The 12,282-nt window shown below is 48.2% G+C and carries 15 protein-coding genes; 8 read left to right on the top strand and 7 right to left on the bottom strand.

Going from position 1 to position 12,282, the window contains the following annotated elements; genetic code table 11:
• Positions 1-54: 54 nt before the first annotated feature.
• From KJS94_RS01430 to KJS94_RS01420, 3 genes are all read right to left on the bottom strand, one after another.
• Positions 55-864 carry an O-methyltransferase gene (locus KJS94_RS01430; protein WP_214446976.1) on the bottom strand — a complete coding sequence of 270 codons (810 nt, stop codon included), beginning with the start codon at positions 862-864 and terminating at the stop codon, positions 55-57.
• Between the two features lie 23 nt (positions 865-887).
• Positions 888-1,391 carry a dihydrofolate reductase gene (locus tag KJS94_RS01425; protein ID WP_214446975.1) on the bottom strand — a complete coding sequence of 168 codons (504 nt, stop codon included), beginning with the start codon at positions 1,389-1,391 and terminating at the stop codon, positions 888-890.
• A gap of 94 nt (positions 1,392-1,485) precedes the next feature.
• Positions 1,486-2,280, bottom strand: coding sequence for a thymidylate synthase (locus KJS94_RS01420; protein WP_214446974.1), 795 nt, complete (start codon positions 2,278-2,280; stop codon positions 1,486-1,488).
• A gap of 146 nt (positions 2,281-2,426) precedes the next feature.
• Here KJS94_RS01420 and msrC point away from each other — a divergent pair, with 146 nt between their 5' ends.
• Positions 2,427-2,900, top strand: a complete 474-nt coding sequence (msrC, locus tag KJS94_RS01415) for a free L-methionine (R)-S-oxide reductase MsrC (protein WP_214446973.1) — start codon at positions 2,427-2,429, stop codon at positions 2,898-2,900.
• A 13-nt stretch (positions 2,901-2,913) separates the two neighbouring features.
• Here the strand turns inward: msrC and KJS94_RS01410 are convergent, their stop codons facing one another.
• The 3 genes from KJS94_RS01410 to KJS94_RS01400 form a co-directional block, all read right to left on the bottom strand.
• Positions 2,914-3,297, bottom strand: a complete 384-nt coding sequence (locus KJS94_RS01410) for a hypothetical protein (protein ID WP_214446972.1) — start codon at positions 3,295-3,297, stop codon at positions 2,914-2,916.
• Between the two features lie 124 nt (positions 3,298-3,421).
• On the bottom strand, positions 3,422-4,642 hold the full coding sequence (locus KJS94_RS01405; protein WP_214446971.1) for a proline dehydrogenase family protein: 1,221 nt from the start codon (positions 4,640-4,642) through the stop codon (positions 3,422-3,424).
• A gap of 96 nt (positions 4,643-4,738) precedes the next feature.
• A complete protein-coding gene (locus KJS94_RS01400) occupies positions 4,739-5,455 on the bottom strand; it encodes an SDR family oxidoreductase (protein ID WP_214446970.1) in 717 nt (238 codons plus the stop codon).
• Positions 5,456-5,479: 24 nt separating this feature from the next.
• Between KJS94_RS01400 and KJS94_RS01395 the strand changes: the two genes are divergently transcribed.
• The 6 genes from KJS94_RS01395 to KJS94_RS01370 all read left to right on the top strand — a co-directional run bounded on the left by KJS94_RS01395 (position 5,480) and on the right by KJS94_RS01370 (position 10,636).
• Positions 5,480-7,015, top strand: a complete 1,536-nt coding sequence (locus tag KJS94_RS01395; protein ID WP_239804247.1) for a cryptochrome/photolyase family protein — start codon at positions 5,480-5,482, stop codon at positions 7,013-7,015.
• Between the two features lie 32 nt (positions 7,016-7,047).
• The gene (locus KJS94_RS01390) at positions 7,048-7,527 is read left to right on the top strand and encodes a flavin reductase family protein (RefSeq protein ID WP_214446969.1); all 480 of its coding nucleotides are present in this window, start codon (positions 7,048-7,050) and stop codon (positions 7,525-7,527) included.
• A gap of 8 nt (positions 7,528-7,535) precedes the next feature.
• Positions 7,536-7,811, top strand: coding sequence for a TIGR03643 family protein (locus KJS94_RS01385; RefSeq protein ID WP_214447263.1), 276 nt, complete (start codon positions 7,536-7,538; stop codon positions 7,809-7,811).
• 3 nt (positions 7,812-7,814) lie between these two features.
• On the top strand, positions 7,815-8,915 hold the full coding sequence (locus KJS94_RS01380) for an FAD-binding domain-containing protein (RefSeq protein WP_214446968.1): 1,101 nt from the start codon (positions 7,815-7,817) through the stop codon (positions 8,913-8,915).
• Positions 8,916-8,957: 42 nt separating this feature from the next.
• Entirely contained in the window at positions 8,958-10,058 is a 1,101-nt protein-coding gene (locus KJS94_RS01375; RefSeq protein ID WP_214446967.1) for a mandelate racemase/muconate lactonizing enzyme family protein, read from the top strand.
• A gap of 65 nt (positions 10,059-10,123) precedes the next feature.
• Positions 10,124-10,636 (top strand): acyl-CoA thioesterase, encoded by a 513-nt coding sequence (locus KJS94_RS01370; protein ID WP_239804246.1) that lies wholly within the window; start codon positions 10,124-10,126, stop codon positions 10,634-10,636.
• A 58-nt stretch (positions 10,637-10,694) separates the two neighbouring features.
• Here the strand turns inward: KJS94_RS01370 and KJS94_RS01365 are convergent, their stop codons facing one another.
• Positions 10,695-11,537 (bottom strand): lysophospholipid acyltransferase family protein, encoded by an 843-nt coding sequence (locus KJS94_RS01365; RefSeq protein ID WP_239804245.1) that lies wholly within the window; start codon positions 11,535-11,537, stop codon positions 10,695-10,697.
• Between the two features lie 78 nt (positions 11,538-11,615).
• On the opposite strand from KJS94_RS01365, the gene hxpB reads away from it, so the two are divergent.
• On the top strand, positions 11,616-12,281 hold the full coding sequence (gene hxpB / locus KJS94_RS01360) for a hexitol phosphatase HxpB (RefSeq protein ID WP_214446965.1): 666 nt from the start codon (positions 11,616-11,618) through the stop codon (positions 12,279-12,281).
• The last annotated feature ends 1 nt before the right edge of the window (position 12,282 follow it).

Here is a 12,282-nt window from a genome sequence, read left to right as displayed (position 1 = left end):
TACCTAACAATTTAGGTGTTATTGGGCATAGTTAAAAGAGAAGCGACATAATTCTCAAAAACGAACTGTAAAGTGTTGCTTCACTTTTATGTCAGGACTGAAAATAACAATACCCAGGAAGAAGAGGTCAATGGACAGGGTAACCCTTGGATCTGCCTTGATCTCCTCCCATGCTTTCTCCATGCCTTCACTCCAATGGATATCATCAAAGACCAGCATGGTTTGGTTATGGATTTTTTCCATTAACTGTCCGAAATAACGCATGGTAGGTTCATAGCGGTGGTTACCGTCGATGAAGGCAAGGTCAATGCTTTGAAGGCCATGGAGCAAGGGCAATAAGGTGTCATCGAAATTACCCTTCAGTAATTCCACATTATCTATACCCAACGCCAGTAAGTTTTCTTTGGCGACACCGGCAATTGCTGCTGAACCTTCCAGGGTAAACAACTTTCCTTTTGGGTTACCGAGCGCAAGGTAGGCGCTGGTCAATCCCAGTGAGGTGCCTAATTCTATACAAACACCAGGCTGGTAATGGTCAACTATCCGGAACAACAACTGACCCAGCTTTTTTGGCTTTGCCGCATTTCTGGCAATGGAAGCAATGCTGCGCTCAGCTGCACTATCCCTTCCTGAGCCGGCACCAAGGTCTTCAACAGGAATAATCCTTTTGTCGTTCATCAATCGGTCCCTCAATGCCTCTACCTTATCATAGGCATAATAATGCCTGCGGTCATCGAGCACCTTAGTCACAAAATCATACACAAAGGGAGAATGAATACCATGTCCCTTACCGTTAGCCGCTGTCAGGTAGTAGTGGAGGTATTTCTTTGCCAGTTTGATAATATGATAAGGAGCCTGGTTCATAGGGCCTGCAAGATAGGACTAGATCAGGAATCCTTTCCCTTGCGGTCATAAACAAGGAAACTATAGGCATGGGCATGCTTCTGGTCGGCCGGGAAATCGAGCCTGGAATGAAGGACCCATTCTGCTTCCGGCAATTCCGGGAAGAAGGTATCCCCATCAATGGCAGTATGCACCCGCGTAAGGTAAACCTTATGGGTAAGCGGAAGGAATTGACGGTAGATCTCTCCCCCTCCTATCACAAAGGCTTCCAGCGCATCTGTCTTCGCCGCTACCTCCAGGGCAGCTTCCAGGCTATTGACCACAAACACCCCTTCGGGTCGATAGTCGGCATTGGAAGTGATCACTATGTTGGTTCGTCCATTCAACGGCTTCCCCAAGCTTTCAAAAGTCTTCCTTCCCATGATCACCGGCATTGCCCAGGTGGTGTTCTTGAAGAACTTCATATCATTCGGTAAATGCCAGAGCAATTGGTTATCTTTTCCGATCACCTGGTTCTCACTAACGGCAACGACTATACTAATGATCAAGCTATATGTTTTTGAAGTCTGGGAAAATACTGATCCTTCCCTTTCAATATTTCAAAAAGTGCCGGTTCACTGAACCTGCCCACCAACCCAACGGTCAAACAGCCACAGGCGCCTTGATAGCAGGATGGCACTGGTAATTCTTCAGTGTAAAATCCTCATAACGGAAAGCAAAGAGGTCCTTCACTTCCGGGTTAAGTTTCATCACCGGCAATGGATAGGGCTCGCGCGACAATTGGAGTTTCACCTGCTCAAGGTGGTTGCTGTAAATATGCACATCACCGAAGGTATGGATGAAATCACCGGGCTCCAGGTCACAAACCTGAGCCATCATCATGGTCAGCAGTGCATAGGAGGCGATATTGAAAGGCACCCCAAGGAAAACATCCGCTGAACGCTGGTACAGCTGGCAGCTAAGCCTTCCATTGGCTACATAGAACTGGAACATGGTATGGCAGGGCATCAATGCCATCTCGGAAAGGTCTGTAACATTCCAGGCATTCACGATGATCCTGCGGCTATCGGGATTGGTCTTTATTTGCCTGAGCACATCTGCGATCTGGTCAACCACTTTTCCATCCTTCCCTTCCCAGCTGCGCCATTGCTTGCCATAAACCGGTCCCAGGTTGCCATCCTTATCCGCCCATTCATCCCAGATACTTACCCCATGCTCTTTCAGGTAGGCAATATTGGTGGAGCCCTGCAGGAACCAGAGCAGTTCGTAAATGATGCTCTTCAGGTGCACTTTCTTGGTCGTCACCAAAGGGAAACCCTTTTGCAAATCAAAGCGCATCTGGTAACCAAAACAACTGATCGTTCCGGTTCCGGTCCGGTCAGATTTTTCTACGCCAGTATCCAGGATATGTTGAAGTAATTGATGGTATTGCTGCATGCCCGCAAGTTAAGGAATCGGCCAAAGGAATGGGAAATGGGCTTTTTTCCCACTATTCAGGTGTGGGTAACTGGTGGAAATGTAAAGGTCCTGTCAAATATAGGATTGGATCGCCCAATGCCTGAAGCAGCCACTATATTTGTGCCATGGCAGAAAATCTACTGATAACCAAAGGCACAAAGGAAGAACAGTATACCTCCCTGATTCCCCAGGTGAAAGGACTATTGGAAGGGGAAACAGACCTGGTGGCCAACCTGGCCAATATTGCAGCCGCCCTGAAGGAACAATTCGGCTGGTTTTGGGTGGGTTTCTACCTTGTTAAGGGAGAGGAATTGGTGCTTGGCCCCTTCCAGGGACCTGTAGCCTGCACCCGCATCAAAAAAGGAAGGGGTGTTTGTGGCAGCAGTTGGCAACAAGCGCAAACCCTGATCGTCCCGGATGTGGAGAAGTTTCCGGGGCATATTGCCTGCAGCAGCTTCTCCAAATCAGAGATCGTGGTTCCCCTTTTCAACCAGGGTGAAATAATGGGTGTGCTGGATGTGGACAGTGACGAACTGGACCAGTTCGATGAAACCGACAGGAAATACCTGGAGGAGATCGTATCCTTTATCAACTGGTAGCCTCCCTGTTTCTTCAGGGTAGGACCCGCCTGAATTTGAGGCCACAGCCCTCATAACATAATGGGTAGAGCATCAGGATATTGCTTTCCAATTCATAAGGCATCACCAGGGAATCCTGCCGGGCTGCACCATAGAACACCAGGCTATCCTGCCGGGTGGTATAGGTTTCAAAGCGGTTTAGGATGATAAGGTCCCCCGCCATGGTGCCATCTGCCCTCAACTCCAGCCTGCGATTGGGCAGGCTGTTCGCTGGTTTCCATTCACCGGCAGCACCAGTACTTTCATAATAGGAGCTCAGCAACCAGGAACCTGCAAGGCTTTCTTTACCAGCAACTTCTTTCGATTTTGAGCAGGCAAATAATACACTGGCCAACACAACTACAAACAGGAAACGCATTTGCTTTTTTGCTTACCTGACACCGGCAAATCCCCTACCGTTGCATCTTTGGGCCTTTGATAAAAAAGACCGGGTAAAATCTTACCCGGCCCCTTATAACTGTTTTGTCATTACTTTCTAAAACCTACCCCTTCCTTCGCCTCAGTTCTTTCTTGATCAGGCCAAGTTCCCGGCCCGTTTGACCGGCAACTGAGCTGTTCTCCTGGGCACGGCGCATCAGGTAAGGGATCACATCCCTGATGGGGCCAAAAGGCAGGTACTTACTCACCGGGCAACCGGCTTTTGCCAGGTTGAAAGTGATATTATCACTCATCCCATACAGTTGGGAAAAATGAACATGCGGATGGTTCAGGGGCAACCCTTGTTTTTCGAGCAGTTGGGTAGCATACAGGTTACTGTACTCATTATGGGAAGCAACAATGGTTGAGATCCTGTCAATATGATTGATACAGAATTCCACTGCCAGGTTATAATCCCGGTCGCTGGCCTCCTTATTGGGCTGGATGGGTGAAGGGTAATTCATTTCCTCCGCACGCTTTCGCTCTTTCTCCATATAGGCACCGCGAACCAGCTTTGCCCCCAACAGGAAGCCTCCCTGTTCTGCAGCGTTATAACTATCTTTCAGGAACTGCAGTCGGTCATGGCGATATAATTGGATGGTATTATATACAACAGCCCGATCCTTATTGTATTGCGCCATCATTTGCATAGTAAGTGCATCTACCGGGTCCTGTATCCAGGTCTCCTCGGCATCCACCAGCACCCCAACCTTTTTTTCAAAAGCGGTACTGCAAATCTTTTGCATCCTGGCTACCACCCTTTCCCATTCCGACAGTTCCGAAGGCGAAAGCACTTCTGTATGGACTGTACCCTGGAATCCACTCCTGGCATGGGCTGCAGCATCAAGCTTTTCCAGCAGGCCGAAGCGGGCAATGCCGGTAACCTTGATACTCATGAAAGGGATATTGGGCTGGGAAGCGGCATAGTTGATCACCTTGATGAATTCATCGCAGGCATGGTCAAGCCCCTCCTCGCCATAATCACCCCCTTCTACCCCATAATCAAGGATCACCTGTACATTGAAACCTCCCAGTTTTTGGGCAACTTTTGCAGTTTCCTCCAGCGTTTCACCGCCGACAAACTGTTCAAAAATGGTATTGCGGATCAATCCCTTTATAGGCAGGCCTACGCGGATGGCCCAGGGTGTTACGGCTGTTCCCAGCTTCACCAGCGATTGGAAGCCCATGGAAGCAAACAGGAAATGGGCCTTTTTAAGGTCCTTATCCGACTTGTAAGCAAAGGCATTGGCGGTATTATCAAAGGAAATGGCGGACTTTGGATCCATAGCAAGCATTTTAAGGGCGCAAAAATAGGAAAGAAAGGGGGAAGATTCCCTTCCCATATGGTATTCAGGTCAATCGATTCCACAAGTACCCGCCCCTTAAATTGCCTGGTGATTGAATGGCTGTAATACCATCTCACTCACCACCCCGCTCAATGGTTGCTGGCAAAGGAACCAGATGGCCCTCGCTGCCTCTTCAGTACGGATCATTTTTTCCCGCTGCACCCGCAGGTCAATGGTATCCCAGAAAGGCGAATCCACTCCACCCAGGAAAAGATTGGTAAACCTGATATCAGTACGCTTTACTTCTTCCCTGATGCTCTGCAGCATACCCACTAATCCATACTTGGAAGCACTGTAAGCAGCCGCGCCTGCCATGGGCACTTTTCCCAATACACCGGGTATATTGATGATCAAACCCTTTTTCTTCTCCTTGAAATCGGGCAGGAAATACTTCATCAACAGGAATGGTCCAACCAGGTTGTTGTGGAGGGTGGTCATGAAATCCTCAGTGGTCAGACTTTCCATCGGTTTGATGATGCCAACGCCTGCAGCGTTGATGAGCATGTCAATGCCAGGCATGGATGCAGTAAAAAGTTGATGCAGGTTCTTCACTTGCTCCTCCACGCCAATATCGGTCACCGCCGTTCTCTCCTGGGGAACACCACATGCGTTGGCTACTTCCGCCAGGCTCTCCCTGTTACGGCCAGTCAGGAAAAGTATGGCGCCGCTTCCTGCCAGCAATTTGGCGGCCTTCCTTCCAATACCCCCGGTTGCTCCGATCAACAGAATATGCTTTCCAGATAATGATTCCATGCTTTGCTTTTGCCTCAATAAACAATGCCTACCAGTTTTTGTTGTAATCGCCGGATGGCAAATGAGATCACTTTAGTATTCCCCCACCAGTTGTTCAGGCATTCTGATGCATTGGATAAAAACAGGCCGGTAATGCTTGTTGAAGAATGGCTTTTCTTCAGGCAGTATTCCTTTCACAAGAACAAGCTGATCCTGCACAGGGCAAGTATGCAATGGTATGCATCATGGTTAACTGAAAACAATTATGCTGTTGAGTACATCAATAGTTCTGAAGTTATTTCCGATTGCAGGCGATTGATCCCTGCATTAAAAAACAGGGGAGTTCAGTCCATCCACCTGGCCTATCCTGCCGACGACTGGCTGGAAAGAAGACTGCGTAAAACCTGCAAGGACCAGGGAATTTTGTTGGTGTTCCATAGTAGTCCCAACTTCCTTAACCAACCGGAAGACCTGCACGCTTTCTTTGAGAAGAAGAAGACCTATTTCCAAACTGATTTCTATATCTGGCAAAGGAAACAACGCAAAATACTGTTGGGATCCAAAGGGGAACCGGAAGGTGGCAAATGGACCTATGATGCCGAGAACAGGCTGAAGGTTCCCAAAGGACTTATGATCCCTCCTATCCGCCAGGCCAACAAGAACAAATTTGTAGATGCCGCTATCGAACATGTGAAGGAACATTTCAAGGACAACCCAGGACATACCGACCAATTTATTTACCCGGTAACACATACGGAGGCTGACAGGTGGCTGGAACTATTCCTGCAGGAAAGGCTGAAGCTATTTGGTGATTATGAAGATGCCATGGTGGTCAATGAAAATTTTCTCTTCCATTCCGTTCTCACCCCCATACTGAATATCGGCTTACTAGACCCTTCAACCATTTTGGAAAGGGTGCTGGATGTAAGGAACAGGTTGAATATCCCTTTGAATGCATTGGAAGGATTCATCAGGCAGGTCATGGGATGGAGGGAATTCATCCATATCGTTTATGTGCGCGAAGGAAGAAAACAAAGGACCCGCAACTATTGGAATTTCACCAGGAAGATCCCCCAGGGTTTTTACAGCGGCACTACTGGCATCACCCCTATCGATAAAGTGATCAGGAAGCTGCTGGACACAGGTTACAACCATCACATCGAAAGATTGATGGTATTGGGCAACTTCATGCTGCTCTGCGAATTTGACCCGGATGAAGTATACAAATGGTTCATGGAAATGTATATCGACAGCTACGACTGGGTAATGGTACCCAATGTATACGGCATGACCCAATTTGCCGATGGCGGCCTGATGACCACCAAACCCTATATCAGTGGCAGCAATTACCTGATGAAGATGGGTGATTGGCCAAAGGGTCCATGGCAGGAAATTTGGGATGGCCTGTTCTGGCGCTTCATGCATGTGCACAGGGATTTCTTCCTCAGCAACCCTCGATTGGGCATGTTGGTGAAAACATTCGACAAGATGCCGGAAGAAAAAAAACAAAAGCATTTAAGGATTGCAGAAAACTTCCTGCAGCAACTGGATGACCGATCATCAATAATTGAAACGAATTGATCTTGTTACGCTAAAACCAATCCTGACAACACATGCATCGCCCATGGAACAGGCCTGAACTGGCAGTATATTCAATAAGCAGCTTTGATGGCAAAGCAGCTTACAACATGCATATGATCACCTATGTAACCGCTATCAGTATGCAACCCAAAAGGTTTATCTGCGGCATTTACGAAGGCACAAGGACCAGGTCCAATATTGAACGTCACCCTGAGTTTGTCCTTCAGTTACTGGCCGATCACCAATACCGACTAACGACACTGTTGGGCAAGCAAAGCGGCAATGATATTGATAAGGTCGGAAGGCTTGAAAAGCGGGGGCTGGTAACCAACTGGCAAGGATTTCCAGTACTGAAGGAAAGTCTCGCTTTCATGAAACTACGCATCATCAATACCATGGATGGAGGCGATCACCTGGCATGCCTATGCGAACTCATGTCGTGGAAGAATAACCTTCCCGGCGAGCCCCTTACAACCAATATCCTCCGTCAACATAAACTCATCAGAAGTTGAACCAGCATATGGAACCATTGACACCTGCAGCAATTGACCGCATCATTGAGATGGCTTGGGAAGACCGTACCCCATTTGAAGCCATTGCATTCCAGTTTGGCCTCAGTGAGAAAGAGGTGATCGCCCTCATGCGCAAGGAAATGAAACCCTCCAGTTTCAGGATGTGGCGGAAGCGCATGCAATCAAGGACCACGAAACATGCAGCATTAAGGGCTTCAGATGTAAGCCGTTTCAAATGCAGCAGGCAAAGGACCATCAGCATGAACAAGATCAGCAAGCGATAACATATGAAAGCAATCACCTTCCCGACCCAATACAACGAGATCCTGGAACGAATCAACAGCGTTGATCCCATTGCCTACGCAAAAACAAGGAACTACATTGATGGCAAGGTCACGTATTTATCACCTTACCTGTCCAGGGGCGTGATCACCCTGGCCGAAGTAAAGGATGCGGTCCTGGCCAAAGGCTATAAACCCTGGCAGATCGGGAAATTCCTGCAGGAGTTGGCGTGGAGGGAATATTTCCAGCAGGTATGGTGGCACCTGGGCGACAAAATGTTTACCGATATCAAAAGGCAACAGGAAGAGGTCGACCACTATAATCTGCCTACAGCCATTCAAAATGCAGGCACAGGAATTGATGCTATAGATAAGGGTATAGAACATCTCTATTCAACCGGCTATATGCACAACCATCTTCGTATGTACGTTGCAGGTATAACCTGCAATATCGGCAAGGCGCACTGGTCTGCGCCGGCAGCGTGGATGTACTATCACCTGCTCGATGGCGACCTGGCCAGTAACACCTGCAGCTGGCAATGGGTAGCAGGCAGTTTCTCCTCCAAGAAATATATTGCCAACCAGGAGAACATCAACCGTTACTTGAACAGCAGGCAAACCAATAGTTTCCTTGACCATCCCTACGAGGCCATCTTTGACCAGCCGGTACCCGACACCCTGAATACCACCCATCCGTTAGAATTGCAAACGACACTACCGGCATCAGACAGCTTAAACATTGACCCTGCTAAGCCGGTCTTGCTGTACAATAGCTACCAGCTCAATCCCAACTGGCGTAAGGATGAAGCAGCCAACCGTATACTGTTATTGGAACCATCGCACTTCAACCGTTTCCCTGTCAGTGAAAAAGTAATGGCATTTATAATGGAGCTGGCCAGGCAAAACATCCCCGGCATCCAGGTTGCAGTAATGGAAGCAAGGGAGTTAAGGGAACGATTCCCCACTGCCAACATGTATAGCATCAACCATCCAATTGCCAGGCATTATCCCGGCCAGAAGGACCCCTACCCCTGGATGTTCCCTGAGGTAAGCGGCTATTTTCCATCATTCTTCGCCTACTGGAAAAAAGCGGAAAGGCATATATAGGCAAGCGTTCTATTGCCTATCTTTCGCCTTCATTCAACCCACATGAAAATCACGCATATCGACATTTACCGCTACAGCATTCCCATGCATCCATTTACCATTGCCACCAGTACCATGGATGCTGCACAAAACACACTGGTCAGGGTACATACCGATGAAGGCATTACCGGCATTGGTGAATGCTCAGCATTCCCCATGATCCTAGGCGAAACACAATCCACCTGTTTTGTAATGGCCCAGGACTTTGCCAGGTTATGGAAAGGAAAGGATCCCATGGACATTTCCGCACGCATGAATGAACTGCACCTGTTCACTGCAGGCAATGCCACCATCAAGAGTGCATTCGATATGGCACTGTTCGACATATCGGCTAAAACAGCCGGGCTGCCACTTTACCGTTTCCTTGGGGGCAGGGAAAAGAAGGCGCTTGAAACTGACCTTACAATAGGAATCGGTGCTCCCGCTAAAATGGCCGAACAGGCAAAGGAATATATTGCAAAAGGTGTACGCATCATCAAGATCAAGTTGGGAAAGGACCCTAAAGAAGATATTGAAAGGGTTCATCGTATCCGGGAAGCAGTTGGACCGGCTATCGGCCTGCGGATCGATGCCAACCAGGGCTGGGACCCTGATGGGGCAAAGTTCGCCCTGACAGCGATGGGCAAATACAATATTGAATTCTGTGAACAGCCCATGCGGAGATACAACGACCATTTCCTTCCTTCCCTTAAAAAGATCTCACCCATTCCCATCATGGCCGACGAAAGTGTATTCGACCACTATGATGCCATCAGGATCATTGAAGCAGGCGGATGCAGTTACGTGAACATCAAATTTGCCAAAAGCGGCGGCATTATGGAAGCCAGGGCCATCAACCAGGCCTGCGAAGCCAGGAATACCCCCTGCATGATGGGTGGCATGCTGGAAAGCCGCATCGCCCTTTCTGCTTTTGCCCATTTTGCCACCGCCTTCGACAATGTAAAATTCTACGATATGGACACCTGTATGATGGGCCATAAACTTGACCCGGTGATCGGTGGTGTCAGGTACAATGGATTCATGGTGGAACTTCCGGAAGGACCGGGAATAGGGGCAGATGCAGACCCGGCATTCCTGGGACAATGTGAAATGATGAGCATTTGACCCGAATGTTAAAATTCAACAGAATTCCCCATTACCCTGTAGCTTTGCGGGGCTAATTAATGAATATGGAACAAAGAAGAGCAGCAGACTCACAGGTGATCATGACCGAACTGGTATTACCCAACGATACCAACCTGTTCGGCAACCTGATGGGTGGACGATTAATGTATTGGATGGATATTGCGGCAGCCCTGGCAGCCGGCAAGCATTGCAATGCGCCGGTAGTGACCGCTTCCGTGGACAATATCTCCTTTGAGGCCCCGATCAAACTGGGAAATGTAGTACATATTGAAGCCAAGGTTACCAGGGCTTTCTCCACTTCAATGGAAGTTCACTTAAAGGTTTGGGGAGAAGACCTGACCCATCAGTACAAATACAAAAGCAACGAAGCCTATTACACATTTGTAGCGCTTGACCCCAATAGGAAACCAAGGCCTGTACCCGGCTTGATCGCTGAAACCGATGAAGAGCAAAAACTTTTTGAGAGTGCACTGAGAAGAAGGCAATTGAGGTTGATCCTCGGTGGCAAGATGAAACCGGATGATGCCACAGAACTGAAGGCCCTTTTCCAGGGATAAACGATAAATAAAAAGCTGTCCGATCGGACAGCTTTTTATTTATTCCAAAATCATTACATCAGGATTTTTGTTTTTCAGGAGCCCCTTGTATGGCCTGCGCCAAATGGGGAACCTTCATCATATAGCCCTTGCTTTGCTCGATGGCATTCATCACCTGCTCCAGTATCACCTCAGGTTCTGCATCATAGTCGATGGTCAATGGTTCCTTAAAGGTCACACTCAGCAGTGATCCTTTCTTTTTAAAGCTCAGTCCTTTCTTATTGAAGGCCCTCCAGAAACCGTTGATCACCACCGGAACCACGATGGGCTTGTTCTTTTTGATGATCAAGGCAGTACCCTTCCTTCCCGGTGCAAAAGGACGGGTGGTACCCTGTGGAAAGGTGATTACCCAGCTGTTCCCAAGCGCCCTTTCGATCTTCCTGGTATCGGAAGGATCCAGGCCTCGCCTCACTTCGGTTGCTCCTTGCCGCCAGGTCCTCTTCACGGTTAGCGCCCCGGCCAGGATAAAAAACTTACTGATCCAGCTGCCCCGCATGGTTTCTTCAGCAGCTACGTAGTAAACATTGGTATAGGGATTCAGCAAATAATAAGGCACACCCAGTTCATTCCGCTTTCCCCACTTTACTGCACAGAATATATGCAGGAAAGTGATCACATCGGCAAAATAGGTTTGGTGGTTACTGACAAAAAGAACATTCTTTCGGGGAAGTTTTTCAATGTGTTCGGTACCGGATATTTTCAGCTTATTGATGATGCAGAGTCCCGGATAGGAAGCATAACCAACTACGGCATATACCAGTTTCCTTACCAGTCTTATCTGCTTTAAACGATCTATCAAATCACTCATGTGTTGTCGTTGGGTGAACAAGCAATCGAAGTCGCAATATAAGGAATTGCGCATACATAGCGACGTTTCGACAAATGCAGGACAAGGCTTGCTGGAACAAAACAAAATGGCCGATTGCCATTATCTTTACGCATGGCAAACAAAGCAGTAATTTTTGATATGGATGGCCTGCTGATCGATTCAGAGCCATTCTGGCAGGAAGCAGGGATAGAGACCCTGCAACAATTCGGCGCCTCCCTGACCACGGAGCAATACCATTCCAGTACCGGTTTGCGCACCAGCGAATGGATCGATCACTGGTTCAATCATTTTAAGATCGATAAGCAACATGCCCCGGAAGCCATCACCACCATCGAACGCAAGGCCATTGAAAAGATCGGTGAGAAAGGGCAACCCATGCCTGGAGTAGAACATATCATTAACTTCTTCAAGGAAAGACAATTCAAGATAGGGCTTGCCTCCTCCTCCCCAATGGAGCTCATCAATGTAGTGCTGGAGAAACTTGGTCTCGGGCCACATTTACATGGCATCAGCTCAGCAGGACTACTTCCTTATGGTAAACCCCATCCCCAGGTGTATATGGATTGTGCCGACCTGCTCGGAGTAGAACCTTACTACTGTGTATGTTTTGAAGATTCCTTTAATGGATTGATCGCAGCCAAGGCAGCCAAGATGAAATGCGTGGTAGTGCCGGCCGCCGGTGATATAGCGCATCCCAAGTGGGGGGCAGCCGACCTGAAGATATCTTCACTCACCAACTTCAATGAGTTGTTGCTGGAAGGCCTCTGGAAAAAATAGG

Source organism: Flavihumibacter rivuli (assembly GCF_018595685.2).
In the GTDB taxonomy this organism is placed as follows: Bacteria; Bacteroidota; Bacteroidia; order Chitinophagales; family Chitinophagaceae; genus Flavihumibacter; species Flavihumibacter rivuli.
This window is presented reverse-complemented; position numbering and strand designations above follow the sequence as displayed.